Genomic DNA, 18,825 nt, shown 5'->3' on the forward strand with positions numbered 1-18,825 from the left:
CGCGCCTTTTCTCTAACTTCTTGTTTTGACGCATTTTCTTGACCGGGAAGCCTATCGGTTTCCTTGAAGATGCTCTGGTCAACCTCGAACGGGCGATTCATTCATGCGCGCTGAAATCCTGTCCCTGGCGGACGACATCAAGCAGTCTGCGGGACTGCTGAGGAGGCATCTTTGACTGGGATACTTCCTACGCCCGCCTGCAAGAACTGAACCACCTCTCCGAACAGCCCGACTTCTGGAACGATGCCGAGAAGGCCCAGAAGCTGATGCGTGAGCGCACCGATCTCGACGATCGGCTGTCCTCGCTCGTGCGTATCGAAAAGGACCTGGAGGAAACCCTCGAGCTCGCCGAACTCGGCGAGGCCGATGGCGACGAGTCGATCGTCGACGAGGCGCAAGGCGCCTTGGCCCGGCTCAAGGACGAGGTCGTCGAACGACAGTTCGAGGCGTTGTTCTCCGGCGAGGCCGACAACAACGACACCTATATCGAAATCAACTCCGGCGCCGGCGGCACCGAGAGCCAGGACTGGGCCAATATGCTGCTGCGCATGTATACGCGCTGGGGCGAGCGGCACCGTTTCAAAGTCGAGCTGATCGATTTCACGGACGGCGAAACCGCCGGCATCAAGTCGGCTACCATCCTGCTCAAAGGCAACAAGGCCTATGGCTGGGCCAAGGTAGAATCGGGCGTGCACCGCCTCGTGCGCATCTCGCCCTATGATTCCAACGCCCGCCGGCACACCTCTTTCGCCAGCGTCTGGGTCTATCCGGTGATCGACGACTCGATCAACATCGAGATCAATGAATCCGATTGCCGCATCGACACCTACCGCGCTTCCGGCGCCGGCGGCCAGCACGTCAACCGGACGGATTCGGCCGTGCGTATCACCCATATGCCCTCGGGCATCGTGGTGGCGTGCCAGCAGGACCGCTCTCAGCACAAGAACCGTGCCACGGCCTGGGCCATGCTGAAGGCCCGCCTCTACGAGGCGGAGCTCAAGAAGCGCGAAGAAGCGGCGATGGCGACCCATGCCGGCAAGACCGATATCGGCTGGGGCCATCAGATCCGTTCCTATGTCCTGCAGCCCTATCAGATGGTGAAGGACACCCGCACCGGCTACACGTCGGGCACGCCCGGTGATGTGCTGGATGGCGACCTCGACGACTTCATGAAGGCCGCCCTGGCCCAGCGCGTCTATGGCGGCGGGCCCGATGCGGTCGAGGACATCGACTAGCGGAAAGCCGGGGCCGCCCCGGCTTTTCCTTTTGACATGAGCATGTTGCCAATGAGTTCGGATCCGATCTATCAGCGCTATTCCTTCGCTCACGGCCTGATCAAGGAGGCCGGTGCCCTGGCGCTCGGCTATTTCAACGAGCTGGACAGCCTGACGGTGAAGAGCAAAGGCTTGCAGGATGTCGTCAGCGAAGCCGATTTGCAAACCGAACTGCTGATCAAGAAACGCATCGCCGAATCCTATGCCGACGATGGTTTTTTCGGCGAGGAGACCGGGCCGAGCGGCATCGGCGACAAGCGCGGCATCTGGGTCGTCGATCCCATCGACGGCACCCAACCCTTCCTGAGCGGCATGTCGTGCTGGTGCGTGTCGATTGCGTTCGTCTATGATGGCGAGCTGCAATTCGGGCTCGTCTATGCGCCCAAGGACGACGAGCTTTTCGCCGGTGGATTGATGGCACCGGCCACGCTCAACGGGAGGCCGATCGCCCCTCACAAGGGCAACGCGCTCAGCGATGGCGTGGTCAGTGTGGGCTACAACAACCGCATCGAGCCCAGCGAGGTGCTGGCGGTGCTGGCGCGGCTGCTTGAGGCCGGTGGCATGTACCAGCGCAACGGTTCGGGCGCGCTGTGCCTGTGCTACGTGGCCTGCGGGCGCCTGCTCGGCTATGTCGAATCCCACATCAATTCCTGGGATTGCCTCGGCGCCATCGCCATCATCCGTGCGGCCGGCGGCCAGACCAGTGATTTCCTCGTGGATGACGGCCTGGTGAAGGGCAATGCCATCATCGCGGGAGGGCCGGCGATCTATCCGGCTCTCGCGCAACTGCTTGGTTGAAGGCAGATCCAGGCCGCTTGCTGCTGCGGCCTGGACCGAATGTCACCCGAGCACCATGGCGGTGAAGGGATAGACATAGGCCTGCAGGGTCACGAAAAGGCCGACCAGGCAGGCCAGGATGATCGAGTGCAGGAATACATAGCGCAGGATCGTGCCTTCATGGCCGTACCAGTTGGTGGCAGTTGAGGCCACGACGATCGACTGCGCATCGATCATCTTGCCCATGACGCCGCCGGAGGAGTTGGCGGCGGCCATCAGCACGGGTGACAGGCCCAATTGCTGCGAGGTGATCTTCTGCAGATTGCCGAACAGCACGTTGGAGGAGGTGTCCGAGCCTGTCAGCGCCACCCCGAGCCAGCCGAGCAGCGTTCCGAAGAAGGGATAGAACACGCCTGTGGCCGCGAAGGCGAGGCCGAGGGTGGCGTCAACGCCGGACAGGCGCGTCAGCGTGCCGATGGCGAGCATGGCCGAGATGGTAATCAGCGAGATCGAGCACACCTTGATGGTGCGGCCATATTCGACGATCAGCCGGGCGGGCGAGAACCCCATCAGCAGGCCGGACACGATGGCGGCCAGCAGCATGCCCGTGCCGGTGAAGGAGAGATAGGTGAAGGCGAACACCGCGCTTTCGGGCGTGGGCTTGGCGACTACGGGGGCGACCTTGTTGATCTGGTTGTGCAGCTCCGGCACCTGGTAATTCCAGGAGAAGATGGCGTTGGCCCAGGTCTTGAAGGCGCCGGTGCCCCAGACCAGCATGAAGATGCACACCAGGATCCAGGGAAGCAGGGCGCCCCAGAGCTGGGCCTGCGTCAAGGGCTTGCGATCGGCCTCCGTACGGGCCCTTGCAAGGTTCGCCGACGGATCGTTGCTGCGGAGCGCCGGCGACAGCCACAGCTCCCTCGGCTGCCAGACCTTCAGGAAAAGGATCAGCGAGCCCATCGAAACGAGCGAAGCCCCGATATCGACGATCCAGGGATTGATATAGTTGGAAATCAGGAATTGCGGCACGGCGAAAGAGATGCCCGTGACCAGGATCGCGGGCCACACCCCGATCATGCCGCGCCAGCCCGCGAAGGCGCCGATCACCCAGAAAGGGACGATCAACGAAAACAGCGGCAATTGCCGGCCGACCATGGCCCCGAGCACATAGGGATCGAGCCCGGTCACCGACGCAAGGCCCTGGATCGGCGTGCCCAGGGCGCCATAGGCGACCGGTGCGGTGTTGGCGATCAGAGAGAGGCCGGAAGCCGCGAGTGGCGAGAAGCCCAGGCCGATCAGGATCGCTCCGGTGATGGCGACGGGCGTGCCGAAGCCGGAAGCTCCTTCAAAAAAGGCGCCGAAGGAGAAGGCGATCAGCAGCAATTGCAGGCGCCTGTCTTCGGTGACGCCGCCGATCGCCCGTTGCAGCAACTCGAAGCGGCCGCTCTCGACGGTGATGCGGTAAAGATAGATCACGTTGAGAACGATCCAGCCGATCGGGAAGAAACCGGTGACGACGCCGAGCAGGGACGCCCGGATCGACAGGCCCGCGGGCATGGTAAAGATGAATATCGTGATGAGATTTGCGACGATGAGCGCGATCACCGCCGCGATATGAGCCTTGACCTTGCCGCTCGCGATCAGAACTAGCAAAGTTACCGCAGGGATGGCGGCTGCGATGGTGGACAGTACTTCGTTGTCGAGAGGGTTGTAAGTCTGGTTCCACATGTGATGGCTTCCCGATGACGACTTTTATCGTTGGGTATGCCACGCGGAAGTTCGGCCGATTTGACCGGAAAATCAAGATAGGTGCTCGGACGCGGCCCTGCCCATCTACGCAGGGCCGTGCGGCCGTTCAGTCCTAAGACTTCACGCGCACATAGCTGCCCGGTGCGTCGCCGAGGGGTTTGCGGCGCCCGCCGGGTTTGCGCTTGTCGGCGGGGACCTCCTCCGGCGCCTGCTTCTTGAGCCAGGTCAGCCAGTCCGGCCACCAGGAGCCGGGATGTTCGGTGGCAGCCTCCAGCCAGTCCTCATAGCGGCCCGTCGGAGGACCGCCGAGCCAATATTGATACTTCTTGCGGGCAGGTGGATTTACCACGCCGGCAATGTGCCCGGAGCCGGACAGGACATAGCGCACCGGCCCCCCAAAGGCCTGGGCTCCAGTGAAGACGGAATTGGGCGGGGCGATGTGGTCCTCGCGCGTCGCCAGTTCATAGATCGGGATCGTCACCTTCTTCAGATCGAGGGTCTCGTCACCGACCACCATCCGTCCGCGCGTGAGATTGTTCTCCAGATAGCAGTTGCGCAGATAGAACGAGTGGTTCTTTTCGGGCATGCGGGTGGCATCCGCATTCCAATAGAGCAGGTCGAAGGGTGTGGGCTGCTTGCCGCGCATGTAATTGTTGACGAGATAGGGCCAGATCAATTCCTGGCTGCGCAGCATGTTGAAGGCGGCGGCCATCTTGGAACCGGGAAAATAGCCGTGCTCGGCCATCATCTTCTCGATCCACTGGATATGATCCTCGTCGGCGAAGACCTTGAGATCGCCGGCCTTCTCGAAATCGACCTGCGTGGCGAACAGGGTGGCCGAGGTGATGCGCGTGTCGCCCTTGGCGGCCAGCCAGGCCAGCGTTACCGCGAGCAGCGTGCCGCCGACGCAATAGCCGATAGCGGAGACTTCCTTCTCGCCGGTGATCTTGCCGATTTCGTCGAGCGCCGCGATCGGGCCTTCCTTCATATATTCGAAGAAGCCCTTGTTGCGCTGCTTCTCGTCCGGGTTGACCCAGGAGATGACGAAGACGGTCAGGCCCTGGTCGACGCACCATTTGATGAAGCTCTTTTCGGGCGTCAGATCGAGCACGTAGAATTTATTGATCCAGGGCGGGCAGATCAGGATGGGCCGCTTCAGCACGCTGGACGTCGTCGGTGTATATTGCAGCAGTTCCATGGTGGCGTTGCGGAACACCACCTTGCCCGGCGTGGTGGCGAGATTGACACCCACCTCGAATTTCGAGGTGTCGGACTGGCGGATCTTCAGCTCGCCTTCGCCGGCATCGATGTCCTCCTTCAGCATCTCCAGGCCGCGCACCAGATTTTCGCCATTCTCGGCCAGTGTGTCGCGAATGAGCGAAGGATTGGTGGCGATGAAATTGCTCGGCGAAATCGCGGCCGAGACCTGCCGCACGTAGAAATCGGCCTTGTGGCGCATACGAGGCTCGAGTCCGTCGGCATCGTGCACCAGCTTTTCCGCCCAGCGGCTGGTGATCAGATAGGCCTGCTTGAGCAGGTCGAAATACTGGTTCTGGCTCCATTCGGGATCCCGGAAGCGGGCATCCTTGGGGTCGGGTTCCGCCACAGGCTTGGCGTCCTCCCCGGCCATGCGCTGCAGCGAGGAGGCCCAGAGGGACATGAAACCGCTGGCGAGGCTGGTCTGGGCCTGCAGGGCGCGCTGCGGATCGGACAGCCAATACTGGGCCAGGTGACCGATGGAATTGACCGCGTCGGCGACTTCCTCGCTGATGTCGCTCTTGACTCTGCCATCCTCCCGCGGGCGCAGATAGGCCGCGAGAGCCTTGCCGCCTTCCTCCACCGCGCGACCCATATTGCGGGCGAGCGTCTCGATATCGACCGGGCCGAAGGATGCCAGGGACTCAGCCGAGAGAAGCGGGTTGGAGTGTTTTTCGTTCTTCATCGCATCCGATCTTGGCTCTTAGGGCCCTTCATTAGAACATGTTTTTCCCTCCTGTGAATGCTTCTTCGCATCGCTTTGTGAACCATGCCGTCGATTTCATCGATTTTCCCTGTTTGCCGATGGGCCGGCGCTCTATAAGAGGGGGGAGAAATTGCGAGAACGTCATGCGGATCCATTCCTTCCTCGTCGTCGCCGCATTGGCCGGCATCGGGCTTGCCAGCTGTGCCGGAGGCTCCGGCCAGACCAGCAAACGCTTCGGGCTGACATCGGGTCCCTTGCCGACACCTCAACCCTTCGTGACGCAATCCCGCGCGAGCCAGCCCAATGTCTATCCGCGGATCGGCGCTCTGCCGCCGCCGCGCAGCGACCAGATTCTCTCCATGAGCGAGCGCAAGGCGCTGGAGGCCAGCCTGCTGGCGACGCCAGGGCGGCAGCCGAGTCCCGAGGAACTCAAGGCGCGTGCGCAAGCCAATCGCAAGGTGGCCCAGAAGCGCGTGCCGCCATCCCAGCGCAAGCATGTCGGCTTCTTCCCGCCGCAATGATTGGTATCGCGTTGCCGTAGATCGATTTTTCGGGGCGGGCGCAGATTTTTGGCATTTCTTTTGCCATCATTCATCGAAATGATTTAGAGCTTCGGTCCCCGCAACCCTGAATGCGCCGTCGCGCGAAAGCACCGTCATGTCCGACTTTTACTCAACCCGACGTTTGCCGCCCTATGTCTTCGAGCAGGTCAACCGGGTGAAGGCGGCAGCACGCGGGCAGGGGGCAGACATCATCGATCTGGGCATGGGCAATCCCGACCTGCCCACTCCGAAATTCATCACCGACAAGCTGATCGAGACGGCCCAGAAGCCGCGCACCAATCGCTATTCGGCGTCCAAGGGCATTCCGGGCCTGCGCAAGGCTCAGGCCAATTATTACGCCCGCCGCTTCGGTGTGAAACTCAATCCAGACACGCAGGTCGTCGCCACGCTCGGCTCCAAGGAAGGCTTCGCCAATATGGCGACCGCCATCACCGCGCCCGGCGACGTGGTGCTGTGTCCCAATCCGTCCTACCCGATCCACGCCTTCGGCTTCCTGATGGCGGGCGGCGTCATCCGTTCCGTGCCGGCCGAGCCGAACGAGGATTTCTTCCGCTCGGCCGAGCGGGCGGTGAAGCATTCGATCCCCAAGCCTATCGCGGTGATCGTCTCCTATCCCGCCAACCCGACGGCCTGCGTGGCCAGCCTCGATTTCTATCGGGACCTGATCGCCTTCGCCAAGGCGAACGACTTGTTCGTGCTCTCGGACCTCGCCTATTCGGAAATCTATTTCGGCTCGGAGCCGACACCGTCCGTGCTGCAGATTCCTGGGGCGATGGATGTCGCCGTCGAATTCACCACCCTGTCCAAGACCTTCTCGATGGCGGGCTGGCGCATGGGCTTTGCGGTGGGCAATGAGCGGCTCTGCGCCGCGCTCGCTCGCGTGAAGTCCTATCTCGATTACGGCGCCTATACCCCGATCCAGGTCGCTGCCGCCGCGGCGCTGAACGGACCCGAGGACTGCATCGCCGAGATGCGCGAGACCTATCGCAAGCGCCGCGACGCGCTGGTCGAGAGCTTTGCCCGCGCTGGGTGGGACGTGCCGATCCCGCCGGCCTCGATGTTCGCATGGGCGCCGATCCCGCCCAAGTTCAAGGAGCTGGGCTCCGTGGAATTCTCCAAGCTGCTGATCGAGAAGGCGTCCGTCGCGGTGGCGCCGGGAATTGGCTTTGGCGAGCATGGCGACGATTTCGTGCGCATTGCCTTCGTTGAGAACGAGCAGCGCATCCGTCAGGCGGCGCGCAACATCCGCAAGTTCATGGACGGTGCCGACCAGACTTTGCACAATGTGCTGCCGCTGACGAAATCGGCATGACGGGTGCTTTGGTGTGCCGGTCTTCTGACCGAGCGTGAGATTCCAAGCCGTTCCGAAGAGACTGACCCAATAAAGGCAAACCGAGCAGCGAAAAGCTCTCTCTTTGTCATGCCCTGGTTTTATCCCGGGCCACTGATACCGCTACCACCTAAGATTACGGCTCTGAATTGCCGCGACGAAGCCCGGCAATGACAAAAAGTCGAGTTCTATGGCTCAGTCTCTGAAGACCGGCACAACGATACCTAAAAATGCATGGCTGACAGGCAGTAAAAAGACGACTGCCTGTCTTTCCCTCGTCGATTTCAAATGGTAAACGATCGCGCCAACCCAGCTCCGGCGGCACGGATTCCAGCCCCCCGAAGCCGGATCGATTCCGCTTTTACTGATTGAGAGTTGGCAATGACACGCATCGTTGATTCATCGCTTTTCCCTGAAGCGCTCACCTTTGACGATGTGCTGCTGACGCCCGGGCACTCCGAGGTGCTCCCGGCCCAGGCCGACATCCGTTCGCGCGTCACTCGTTCCATCTCCGTCAACCTGCCGCTTCTGGCTTCGGCGATGGACACCGTCACCGAGGCGAACATGGCGATCGCCATGGCGCAGAATGGCGGCATCGGCGTGATCCATCGCAATCTTACCCCCGAAGAGCAGGCCGAGCAGGTCCGCCAGGTCAAGCGTTTCGAGAGCGGCATGGTGGTGAACCCGATCACCATTCCGCCGGAGGCGACGCTGGCCGATGCGCTCGCCCTGATGAAGCGCCATCGCATCTCCGGCATTCCGGTCGTCACCGGCGCGGCACCGGGCGTCCCGGGCATCCTGGTCGGCATCCTCACCAACCGCGACGTGCGCTTTGCCGACAAGCTCGACCAGCCGGTGGCCGAACTGATGACTAAGGAGCGCCTGGTCACCGTGAAGACGGGCGTGGCCCAGGAAGAGGCCAAGCGCCTGCTGCACCAATATCGCATCGAGAAGCTGCTGGTGGTCGATGAGGATTATCGCTGCGTCGGGTTGATGACCGTCAAGGACATCGAGAAGGCCACGCTCCATCCCAATGCCTGTAAGGACGAGCAGGGGCGCCTGCGCGTCGCCGCTGCCTCCACCGTCGGCGATGGCGGTCATGCCCGCTCCGAAATGCTGATCGATGCCGGGGTCGACATGATCGTGGTCGATACCGCCCATGGCCACTCGCAGAAGGTGCTGGATGCGGTCTCGCGTATCAAGCGCCAGTCCAATTCCGTCCAGGTGGTGGCCGGCAATGTGGCCACCGGCGAGGCGACCCGGGCCCTGATCGGGGCAGGCGCCGATTCCATCAAGGTCGGCATCGGCCCGGGCTCGATCTGCACCACCCGCATCGTTGCGGGCGTCGGCGTGCCGCAGCTCACCGCCATCATCGACTCCGCCAACGCAGCCCGCGAGCACGACGTGCCTGTCATCGCCGATGGCGGCATCAAGACCTCGGGCGATTTTGCCAAGGCGATCGCCGCCGGCGCCTCCGTCGCCATGGTTGGCTCGATGCTGGCCGGCACTGACGAGACCCCCGGCGAGGTCTATCTCTACCAGGGCCGTTCCTACAAATCCTATCGCGGCATGGGCTCGATCGGCGCCATGTCCGCCGGCTCGGCCGATCGTTATTTCCAGGCCGACATCAAGGATTCGATGAAGCTGGTGCCGGAGGGCATCGAGGGGCAGGTCGCCTATAAGGGGCCGGTCTCGGCCGTGCTGCACCAGCTCGCCGGCGGTCTGCGCGCCTCGATGGGCTATGTCGGCGCCGAGACGATCACCGATTTCCAGGAACGCGCCAAGTTCGTGCGCATCTCCAATGCGGGCCTGCGCGAAAGCCATGTCCATGACGTGACCATCACCCGCGAGAGCCCGAACTATCCGGGACGGAATTGATCCTTCCCGGGGGGCGCGGACAACAGCCACATTGAACCACGTTCAATGTGGCGGCGACGTCCGCCTCTTGTTTTTTACAAATGCCACGTTTCCAAGAGCGGGCAAGAGTCCGCGCTCCAGGTGATCCTTGACCCCCTCCGCCCGTCTGTCCGCCGCCATCGAAGTCCTGGCCGATATCGAAGCCCGCCGCCGTCCCGCCGCCGATGCGCTCAAGGATTGGGGGCTCTCGCATCGCTTCGCCGGTTCGGGCGATAGGGCGGCGCTGGCAGGACTGGTCTATGACACCCTGCGCCGCCGCGCTTCGGCACGCTGGCTGATGGACAGCGAGACACCGCGCGCCTCGCTGATCGGCATGCTGGTCCTGCAGCGCGGCGAAACGGTCGAAACGCTCGACACACTGTTCACCGGCGAGCGCTTTGCACCGGAGCCGCTGACGGCGGGCGAGCGCAAGGCCTTGGCCGGACGCAAGCTCGAGCAGGCGGCGCCCGATATCCAGGCGGATGTTCCGAACTGGCTGTGGTCTTCCTTCGAGGCGGCCTTCGGCGAGGACGCCATTGCCGAGGGACGGGCTTTGGCCGAGCGCGCGCCGGTGGATCTGCGCGTCAACACGTTGAAGGCTTCGCGGGACAAGCTCCTCGCCGAACTCGAGCCGCTCCACGCCAGTGCGACACCGCTGTCGCGCTGGGGCGTACGCGTGCCGCTCGGCCCTGACGGCCGCAGCCCGGCCATCCAGGCCGAGGAGAGCTTCCAGAAGGGCTGGTTCGAGATCCAGGACGAAGGTTCGCAATTGGCCGGCCTCGTCGCGGCCGCCAAGCCGGGCGAGCAGGTGCTCGATCTGTGCGCCGGCGGCGGCGGCAAGACGCTGGAATTCGCGGCGGCCATGGAGAACAAGGGCCAGATCTTCGCCACCGACAGCGACAAGCGCCGCCTAGCCCCGATCCACGATCGGCTGACCAGGGCAGGCGTTCGCAACGTCCAGGTCCGCACACCGCGAGGAGGCCTGGCAATCGACGACCTCGATGGCCGCATGGATCTGGTGCTGGTGGATGCGCCCTGCTCGGGAAGCGGTACCTGGCGCCGCAACCCGGATACGAAATGGCGCATGCGCCCCTCGAGCCTGGCCGACCGCCAGAAGGACCAGGCCGCGGTGCTGAGGGCAGGGGCCAGGGCGGTGAAACCGGGTGGGCGCCTGGTCTTCGTCACCTGCTCCGTGCTGCCGGAGGAGAACGATGCCTCGGTGAAGGCCTTCCTGGCCGATCATGCCGATTTCACTGCCGCGCCTTTGCCGGAACTGGCCAAGGGCGCCGGGCTCTCGGCCTTCGCGCGTTTCGGTTCGTCGGGCGGCACCGGCCTGCAGCTCTCGCCCCATCGCTCCAGCACCGATGGCTTCTTCATCGCCCTGCTGCATCGGAAGTGATCTCTCGGTGGGGAGATGGGCGCCACGGCACCGTCTCGTCCTTGTTCGACTGGTCGCGATGCGTAGGATGGCGTGAGTGCGCTGGCGGAGCGGTGGGCATGACAAACAGGGCTGGCCATTTTTTACTGGGTCTTGTGCTCGCTGCTTGGTTTGCCGCTGCACAGAGCGCGTGGGCGGGCAACGGGGGGCAAGCGCAGGCAGACGAACCGGCTGCGGCGGGTGAGACGCCCATGTTGAAGCTCATAGGCGAATTCCGCGCTCTGCCGTTGTTGAAATTCCTGGAGGCCCTCCGACTGCTTCATGCTTCGGAAACGGCGGAAGCGGCCGATTTTTCGATCACCGCGACCGGGCGGCAGTTTGCCTGGCAGTATGAATACCGGACCCCCTATGAGGAGAAACAGGCCGGGGCCTGCATCGTCACGGGACCGCTGGCGGTGCCGCTCGGGCAGAGCGTCGATGTCATGGTGACTTCCGAGGACGTCATCCACGAATGGAGCGTTCCGGCTCTCGGGATCGAGGTTGACGGCATTCCCGGCCGGCTGAACGTGGCCAGGCTGGACACTTCGAGACCGGGGCGTTTTATGGGAGGTGCCACGAAAACCTCCGGCAAGGGGTTCGAGGCCATGACCATCGAAGTGAAGGTTATGCAGCCGGAGGCGTATGCAGGCTGGGTGCGCGAGAACCTGGAAGCGAAGGGGATGTGCCAGGCAGGTCCGCGCGGACTGAGCCTCACGGTAGTCATGTTCACTGTCGATTTTGCATAAAACTCGCCTTTGATAGCTCTATTATTTTGCGAATTCGCAATAAAACGTCATTCCCTCGGTTGCATCGAAAGCTCCGGTCGACTACCTCCCTGCCATGACACACAGCGCCATCCTCATCATCGATTTCGGTTCTCAAGTCACCCAGCTGATCGCACGCCGCGTGCGAGAAGTCGGGGTGTACTGCGAGATCCATCCCTTCCAGAGCGCCGCCGAGGCTTTCGAGAAGCTGAAGCCGAAGGGGGTGATCTTCTCCGGCGGGCCAGCCTCGGTGACGACGGCGGGCAGCCCCCGCGCGCCGCAGGCGGTGTTCGATTCCGGCGTGCCGATCCTGGCGATCTGCTATGGCCAGCAGACTCTCGCGACCCAGCTCGGCGGCCAGGTCGAGGGCGGCCATGCCGCCGAATTCGGGCGCGCCGATGTCGAGATCCTGGAGGCGAGCCCGCTGTTCGAGGGCTTCTGGGAGCCGGGCAAGCGCTATCCGGTGTGGATGAGCCATGGCGACCGCGTCACCCAACTGCCCGCCGGTTTCAAGGTGGTCGGCACCTCCGAGAACGCCCCCTTCGCCATCGCGGTGAACGAGGAGCGGCGTTACTACACCACCATGTTCCACCCGGAGGTGGTGCATACGCCCGATGGCGGCAAGCTCCTGAAGAACTTCGTGCAGAAGATCGTCGGCATCGAGTCGGACTGGACCATGGCGGCCTATCGGGCCGAGATGATCGAGAAGATCAGGCTGCAGGTTGGCAAGGGCAGGGTGCTTTGCGGCCTGTCGGGCGGCGTCGATTCCTCCGTGGCGGCCGTGCTGATCCACGAGGCGATCGGCGACCAGCTCACCTGCGTCTTCGTCGACCACGGCCTGATGCGGGCCGGGGAAGCCGAGCAGGTCGTCGGCCTCTTCCGCGAGCACTACAACATTCCCCTGGTGCATGTGGATGCGTCCGAGCGCTTCCTCGGCGAGCTTGCCGGCGTCACCGATCCGGAAGTGAAGCGCAAGACCATCGGCCGCCTCTTCATCGAGGTCTTCGAGGAGGAGGCCCGCAAGATCGCAGGAAAAGGTGAAGGACCGGCCGAGTTCCTGGCCCAGGGCACGCTCTATCCCGACGTGATCGAGAGCGTCTCCTTCTCCGGCGGCCCCTCGGTGACGATCAAGTCGCACCACAATGTCGGCGGCCTGCCCGAGCGCATGAACATGAAGCTGGTGGAGCCGCTGCGCGAGCTTTTCAAGGACGAGGTCAGGGCGCTCGGGCGCGAGCTCGGCCTGACGGAAGCCTTCGTCGCGCGCCATCCCTTCCCGGGGCCGGGCCTCGCCATCCGCATTCCCGGCGAGATCACCCGGGAAAAGCTCGACACGCTGCGCGCGGCCGACGCGATCTATCTCGACGAGATCCGCAAGGCCGGCCTCTACGACAAGATCTGGCAGGCCTTCGCCGTGCTGCTGCCGGTGCGCACCGTCGGCGTGATGGGAGACGGCCGCACCTATGACAGCGTCTGCGGCCTGCGCGCCGTGACCTCGGTCGACGGCATGACCGCCGATTTCTTCCCCTTCGACATGAACTTCCTCGGCCGGGCGGCGACCCGCATCATCAACGAAGTGAAGGGCATCAACCGCGTGGTCTACGACGTGACGAGCAAGCCGCCCGGGACGATCGAGTGGGAGTGAGGGGCGTGGGATACCCTGGAGGGTGTTGGAGGGAAATAGCGTCGGAAAAATAGGGGGTTACGGGCTGGCCCGGGGACTATCTGCGGCAGATTGTCAATTGGGTTGCCTCGCTTTGCTAAGCTATTGATTTTTCGAGGAACGCCTCTCGCATGGCGAAAACTAGCTGGCGGCAGCAAATTTTCTTGACGGTGTTTCTGACGGTAGTTTATGGGCTGCAAAGAACGACGGACAAAACTACCGTCAGGTTGAATTGTTGGGCGTGACGGTAGTTTTCCAACCAACGCCGCACGCCATTTTCCGTTTGAACAAGAGGATGTCCGTTCGGATTTGTCCCTGACCCGCGCCGTAAACCGTCAGGCGCCTAGCGCAACGGCTCACCGTCAATGACCCGGCTCTCGAGCCACCTGCTAATCGATGGCAGTTGGCCGCAATTTCTGCGGATGTTTGGCGTTTCGCGCGTTCGCCTCTAGACACTTGCGCAGAGAAACGTGTATTCGTGTATCTGTGTATCCGTTTCGAGGAGCGAGATATGGCGCTCAAGGATTTAATTGCACAGAGGTCGGCTCTGGCTGAAGACGCGATCGAGCAGATCATCAAAAACTACGTCCGCTATGACCCGGACGAGAGGGAAATAGCCTTCACCCCCGAATTCGCCTCATTGGGCAACAAGGGGAAAATCCTCGTGTATCTAGTGGCAATCGAGGGTTGGAGCTTTGTCGTGGACAATCCGGTGGTGACGGAAACGAAACCCGCCGATCTGGAGGACAAGCTTGGTATTCCCGGCGGCAGTCTACGGCCCACGCTGAAAGACCTTAAGGATCGCCATCTAGTGGTATCCAAAGGGGCCGGCTATTCCGTGCGCGCTTCAAGTCTTAGCGCTATCCAACGGGAGTTGGACGCGCGCGCCGGGGATGCGCCCGCGCCTGTCCGAGGCCGCAAGACCACGAAGAAGGCGAAGACCACCGCGACGGATTCGATTGAGAAGTTGGCCAACGGCAACCCGGGCGAAGCAGGCGGGACGCCGGCGACCAAGGAACAAAAGAAGCGAAAGAGCGCCAGTGGCGGTGATCTCAAGCAGACTTTCAGTGGATGGATTGCCGAGGGCTTCTTCGACAAGCCAAAGACTCTCGCGGACGTTCAGGCCCGCTTCCATGAAGAGGCCATTCTGATTCCGCGCACCAGCATCCCAAAATACCTCTTGGCCGGTGTGCGAGATAAGGCGCTTTCGCGCAACAAACAGGACGTCAACGGCAAGCATTTGTGGGTGTATCAAACGAAGGCCAAGGGCTAGAGAATTGTGCAACGCTTCACATCAAGCCTCTTGTAGCTTGCCTTGCACTTTGAACTAATTCTCATTGGTCCCTACTTAATGGCGAGTTGAACTTTGGGGGAAGAGCATGACGGCTGTTGATCCTGAATTGCAGGCCATGCAGACTTTACTGAGTGCGCTCGAACCACTGGCGGCAGACGCCAGGGAGCGTGTGATTACTTGGGTCATAGGTCGCTACGACATGCCGCCGATGCGCTCACGAAAGACCGGCCACAAGGATGAGAACGAAGGGTCTGATGACGGCAGCGTCCAGCAACAATTTACGCCTGCCAACGGCACCGTCAGCTTCAATTCTCTGGCCCAACTTTTCGCGGCGGCGGATCCCCAAACGAACGGGCAAAAGGCTCTTGTAGTAGGCTATTGGCTCAAGAAGAGCGAAGGCATCGACGATTTCGAGTCCCAAAGTATCAATACTGAACTCAAGCATCTTGGGCACGGCGTCAGTAATATTACCGCTGCCCTTGAAGAATTGAAATCGACAAAACCGGCACTGGCGATCCAGCTTCGCAAATCCGGAACCAGCAGACAGGCCCGTAAGAAGTTCAGGATCACACACGAAGGTCTCAAGGCAGTGGACACGATGATCTGCGGAAAGGCCTGACCTTGGATGCTTCGCGCCTAGCCGCGGCGATTTCGCCTCTCGTGAGCACAACGCTTGCGACAGAGCTTGTCGCCGATTTCATCAAAATCAGACAGGACGCCGCGACCCAGACGCTTGAACGGGCTTCACCCGGCAAATTCGTTGAGACGCTGGTCCAGTGCCTTCAGCATATCGCCACGGGCAAGTACGACGCGAAGCCAGAGGTGGACGCCTACTTCAGCAAGCACGTCGAAGGCCAAACCAAACTGCCAGAGGACCTGAGAATCTGCGCAGCACGGATTGGCCGCGCGATGTACACTCTCCGCAACAAACGGAACGTCGCGCACAAGGGAGCGGTTGAGCCCAACACCATTGATCTGGCTTTCGCGCACGCTGCCAGTTCGTGGGTGCTCTCCGAGCTTCTGAGGCAGGCCTCAGGCCTGACCGCACAAGAGGCGGGCAACCTTATCGCTTTGGTCCAAGCTCCAGTCGGCACACTTGTGGAAGAGATCAGCGGAACTCGGATCGTCTTGGCGGACGTCTCCGTGCGAGTCGAGTTGCTTCTCTTGCTGCACAGCCACTATCCCGATCCACTTGGCGTGAAAGATGCCTTGAGTAGCCTCAGCCGCCGTGGGGCGACCACTGTTCGCAACCGGCTACGCGACCTTCATAACGAAAAGCTGGCGCACGGAAGCGCAAAGGGCGGATACCGCCTGACCCAGAGTGGCTATCTGGCTGCTGTGGAAGAGATTCGTCGCCTGCTTGCGGCTCGGGCCGCGTAGATGTCGCTACGGTAAGGAATGGCCCTGGGTCGATGGTGCCGACGAGGTAGGGATCCCTCGCTAAGGGGATCTCATGCGATTCCGACGGTAGTTTTTGGCCTTATTAATGGTGCGGTACTGATCGCGGGCACGACGAAAATCGATCGATTGATGTCGATAGTCGCCGGAAGCGGGAAATTCCCCAAACTGCCAAATTCTCCTTTGAAATCAAAAGCCATGTACATCTGACGGTTCGGGCGACGGGAGTTTTCGGGGCGAAGAAAATCTTTGTGCTTACAAATTAGTGCAGCATGCCTGATGAGAACAATCGAGTGGGAGTGAGGGGAAACGGCTGCGATAGGCGGCTTGATGATGTGCCCTGACGACGATCCCCAGCCAAGCTGCCAGGAGCAATCACATGCTTATTCGCCTGCCTGGCCGTTGCCACCGTGCGCGGCGATGAACATGGCGACGGCCGACCGGCAATAGGATTCAATTTCGGTGTCGTCCTCTGCTCTCGCCTCATCGAAGCGTGCGATAATCAGGAGATCGGATCCTTTGAAAAGCGCGGCAAACAAGCGGGCGGACCGGCGAGGATCGGGCACGTTCAGAACCGCCTTCGCGTGCAGCTGACGCAACAGGGCCTCGATTTGCGCGATGACATGGGCGGGGCCGGCTTCGTAATGGAGCTTGCTTAACGATTTTTGATTCGTCTTGTCGGCCATGACCATGGCTTCGACACTGCGGACGTCCGGGCTCAGCAGCGTGCGAAGCAGGGATGATCCCGCCGCCATGAGCTGATCTTCGGCCGATCCCTCGACGCCTTCAAAAAGAGCCTGCGGCGCGAACTGATGGCAGCGGGCCGCCATGGCCGCGCTGAACAGCGCCTCCTTGTTCTCGAAGTGCCGATAGATGCTGAGCTTGGATATCTTCGCCCGCTGGGCGACCTTGTCCAAGGTCGTCGCTTGAAAACCCAGTTCCACAAAGAGTTCGTACGCTGCGTCGACTATCGTTTGGCCAAGCGCCTCGTTGGCAGGCCGGCCGCGCCGGCCCTGGCTGTTTTTGGTCACGGCATTTCCAGTACTTGACAGTATCCTAATGTTTGCATTACGATACCACTCAGTATCTGAAATGTGCAAGCCAGTAGGTGGGTTTCAATCATGTCCTCCAAATCCGGGGCGCCGGCGATATCGACTGCGGCATCGTCCGGTCGGTCAACACAGTGATGGGCGACTTTCTCGCCGATGCCGAAGCCCTGCTCGCTGCCTGTCTCGAGCGCGTATCGCTCTACGATATCACGTGTCAGGCCCAACCCGACCCCCTCTCTCTACAACTCGGAGCCCATCACCATGGATGACGTCATCATCATCGGCGGCAGCTTTGCCGGTCTCGCCGCCGCCCTGCAGCTCGGCCGCGCCCGCCGCAAGGTCACCGTTCTGGATACCGGCCTGCCGCGCAACCGCTTCGCCGGCCGCTCGCATGGTCTCCTCGGTCACGATCACAAGCCGCCGCTGGACATCCTGGCCGAGGCGCGGCAGCAGCTGGCGCGCTATCCCACCATCAAGCTAGTCAATGCCCGGGCCGACGGCATCTCCGGCGTCATCGACGATTTCTCCGTCCTCACTGCCGATGGTGAAAGCCTCAGCGCGCGCCGCCTGATCCTGAGCTATGGCGTCGCCGACCAGATGCCTGATCTTCCGGGCTTTGCCGAAGGCTGGGGCAAGTCGATCGTGCCGTGCCCCTATTGCGACGGCTTTGAAGTCGCCGGCCAGCATTGGGGCCTCGTCTGGTCCGGCCGGCAGTCGCACAATCAGGTCAGGCTGTTCCACGATTGGACTGACAGGTTGACGGTCTTCGCCGATGGTCATGACATTCCGCCCGATATCCGGGCCGACCTGGCGCGCCGCAACACACCAGTCGTCGATGGCCGGATCATCGAGATCGTCAATCACGGGGGCCATGACGCCACCGTCAAGCTCGATTCCGGCTCCAATGTCGCGGTCGACATCCTGTTCGCGCATCCGCGCAACAAGCCGTCAGCAAGCCTGCATCAATCACTGGGCCTTGCCACGGTCGATACGCCCCTCGGCATCATCCTCAAGGTCGACGAGCGCCGCGAAACCAGCATACCCGGCATCTACGCCGCCGGTGACCTCGCCAACCCCCTTACGCCGCCATCGGTCACCCTGGCATCATCGCACGGCGCGATAGCGGGTATCTTTGCCCAGCAGTCGATGCTGGTTTGACAGCGCGGATTGGAGGATGAGCATGGCCGTCGAACCGGACAGTGCGGGCGTGCGCTTCCCTCCGCCCTTCGTCTATCTGGGAGCGCTGCTGTTGGGGCTGGCGGCGGAGCGGTTCGTCTCCCTGCGCTCTTTCGGCATCGACTGGCGGTTGCTGGTCGCGGCGGGCGCGCTGTTGTTCGTTGCAGGCGCGGCGTTGATGCTTGCGGCGGCGGGGCTGTTCCGGCGGCTGGGCACCAATGTTCCGCCGTCGCAGCCAACGACCCTCATCGCAACGACCGGTCCTTATCGGTGGACCCGCAATCCCATGTATCTCGGCATGGCGGTCATCTATACTGGCCTTGCGATCGGCTTCGACGGGCCGATCGCCTTGGCCTTGCTTCCGGTGGTGCTGATCGCGATCCAGACGCAGGTGATCGCCCGCGAGGAGCGCTATCTCGAAGCGAAGTTCGGCGACGACTACCGCCACTACAAGACCGAGGTTCGCCGCTGGCTCTGACTATTCCGCCGCTGCCGCCCGCGGGGCCTTCCGACAA

The 18,825-nt window shown here is 62.1% G+C and carries 17 protein-coding genes; 13 read left to right on the forward strand and 4 right to left on the reverse strand.

From position 1 onward, the window contains the following. The first annotated feature begins 103 nt into the window (after positions 1 to 103). A protein-coding gene (gene prfB / locus C5L14_RS15765; RefSeq protein WP_105862983.1) for a peptide chain release factor 2 occupies positions 104 to 1,235 on the forward strand; the annotation gives its coding sequence in 2 pieces (ribosomal slippage) (positions 104 to 172 and positions 174 to 1,235; 1,131 coding nt in all). Between the two features lie 51 nt (positions 1,236 to 1,286). After that, a complete protein-coding gene (locus tag C5L14_RS15770) occupies positions 1,287 to 2,072 on the forward strand; it encodes an inositol monophosphatase family protein (RefSeq protein WP_181161190.1) in 786 nt (261 codons plus the stop codon). 42 nt (positions 2,073 to 2,114) lie between these two features. Here C5L14_RS15770 and C5L14_RS15775 read toward each other — a convergent pair whose 3' ends face one another. Further along, positions 2,115 to 3,779 carry an L-lactate permease gene (locus C5L14_RS15775; protein ID WP_105862985.1) on the reverse strand — a complete coding sequence of 555 codons (1,665 nt, stop codon included), beginning with the start codon at positions 3,777 to 3,779 and terminating at the stop codon, positions 2,115 to 2,117. Between the two features lie 133 nt (positions 3,780 to 3,912). Beyond that, positions 3,913 to 5,742 carry a PHA/PHB synthase family protein gene (locus tag C5L14_RS15780; RefSeq protein WP_105862986.1) on the reverse strand — a complete coding sequence of 610 codons (1,830 nt, stop codon included), beginning with the start codon at positions 5,740 to 5,742 and terminating at the stop codon, positions 3,913 to 3,915. 164 nt (positions 5,743 to 5,906) lie between these two features. Here C5L14_RS15780 and C5L14_RS15785 point away from each other — a divergent pair, with 164 nt between their 5' ends. The 9 genes from C5L14_RS15785 (at position 5,907) to C5L14_RS15825 (ending at position 16,067) form a co-directional block, all read left to right on the forward strand. Then, on the forward strand, positions 5,907 to 6,284 hold the full coding sequence (locus C5L14_RS15785) for a hypothetical protein (protein WP_105862987.1): 378 nt from the start codon (positions 5,907 to 5,909) through the stop codon (positions 6,282 to 6,284). Positions 6,285 to 6,420: 136 nt separating this feature from the next. Continuing rightward, positions 6,421 to 7,638, forward strand: a complete 1,218-nt coding sequence (locus C5L14_RS15790) for an LL-diaminopimelate aminotransferase (RefSeq protein ID WP_105862988.1) — start codon at positions 6,421 to 6,423, stop codon at positions 7,636 to 7,638. A gap of 399 nt (positions 7,639 to 8,037) precedes the next feature. Further along, on the forward strand, positions 8,038 to 9,534 hold the full coding sequence (gene guaB, locus C5L14_RS15795; protein WP_105862989.1) for an IMP dehydrogenase: 1,497 nt from the start codon (positions 8,038 to 8,040) through the stop codon (positions 9,532 to 9,534). A 127-nt stretch (positions 9,535 to 9,661) separates the two neighbouring features. After that, positions 9,662 to 10,951: an RsmB/NOP family class I SAM-dependent RNA methyltransferase gene (locus C5L14_RS15800; RefSeq protein ID WP_105862990.1), complete on the forward strand. Its 1,290-nt coding sequence runs from the start codon at positions 9,662 to 9,664 to the stop codon at positions 10,949 to 10,951. A 230-nt stretch (positions 10,952 to 11,181) separates the two neighbouring features. Continuing rightward, on the forward strand, positions 11,182 to 11,715 hold the full coding sequence (locus C5L14_RS15805) for a hypothetical protein (RefSeq protein ID WP_181161191.1): 534 nt from the start codon (positions 11,182 to 11,184) through the stop codon (positions 11,713 to 11,715). A gap of 94 nt (positions 11,716 to 11,809) precedes the next feature. Beyond that, a complete protein-coding gene (gene guaA, locus C5L14_RS15810; RefSeq protein WP_105862992.1) occupies positions 11,810 to 13,375 on the forward strand; it encodes a glutamine-hydrolyzing GMP synthase in 1,566 nt (521 codons plus the stop codon). A gap of 529 nt (positions 13,376 to 13,904) precedes the next feature. Further along, complete coding sequence (locus tag C5L14_RS15815) at positions 13,905 to 14,666, forward strand: hypothetical protein (RefSeq protein WP_105862993.1); 762 nt, start codon at positions 13,905 to 13,907, stop codon at positions 14,664 to 14,666. Between the two features lie 106 nt (positions 14,667 to 14,772). Then, positions 14,773 to 15,306: a hypothetical protein gene (locus tag C5L14_RS15820; protein ID WP_105862994.1), complete on the forward strand. Its 534-nt coding sequence runs from the start codon at positions 14,773 to 14,775 to the stop codon at positions 15,304 to 15,306. 2 nt (positions 15,307 to 15,308) lie between these two features. Then, the gene (locus C5L14_RS15825) at positions 15,309 to 16,067 is read left to right on the forward strand and encodes a hypothetical protein (protein WP_105862995.1); all 759 of its coding nucleotides are present in this window, start codon (positions 15,309 to 15,311) and stop codon (positions 16,065 to 16,067) included. A 401-nt stretch (positions 16,068 to 16,468) separates the two neighbouring features. Here the strand turns inward: C5L14_RS15825 and C5L14_RS15830 are convergent, their stop codons facing one another. Together C5L14_RS15830 and C5L14_RS30380 are read right to left on the reverse strand one after the other, a co-directional pair. After that, positions 16,469 to 17,116: a TetR/AcrR family transcriptional regulator gene (locus tag C5L14_RS15830; RefSeq protein ID WP_105862996.1), complete on the reverse strand. Its 648-nt coding sequence runs from the start codon at positions 17,114 to 17,116 to the stop codon at positions 16,469 to 16,471. Beyond that, positions 17,113 to 17,358 carry a hypothetical protein gene (locus C5L14_RS30380; protein WP_181161192.1) on the reverse strand — a complete coding sequence of 82 codons (246 nt, stop codon included), beginning with the start codon at positions 17,356 to 17,358 and terminating at the stop codon, positions 17,113 to 17,115. The genes C5L14_RS15830 and C5L14_RS30380 overlap by 4 nt, the downstream gene beginning before the upstream one ends. 37 nt (positions 17,359 to 17,395) lie before the next feature. Between C5L14_RS30380 and C5L14_RS15840 the strand changes: the two genes are divergently transcribed. Together C5L14_RS15840 and C5L14_RS15845 are read left to right on the forward strand one after the other, a co-directional pair. Beyond that, positions 17,396 to 18,292, forward strand: a complete 897-nt coding sequence (locus C5L14_RS15840; RefSeq protein WP_105862997.1) for an NAD(P)/FAD-dependent oxidoreductase — start codon at positions 17,396 to 17,398, stop codon at positions 18,290 to 18,292. A gap of 22 nt (positions 18,293 to 18,314) precedes the next feature. After that, positions 18,315 to 18,788, forward strand: a complete 474-nt coding sequence (locus tag C5L14_RS15845; protein ID WP_105862998.1) for a methyltransferase family protein — start codon at positions 18,315 to 18,317, stop codon at positions 18,786 to 18,788. Positions 18,789 to 18,825: the final 37 nt, after the last annotated feature.

Source organism: Labrys okinawensis (genome assembly GCF_002982075.1).
Classification (GTDB): Bacteria; Pseudomonadota; Alphaproteobacteria; order Rhizobiales; family Labraceae; genus Labrys; species Labrys okinawensis_A.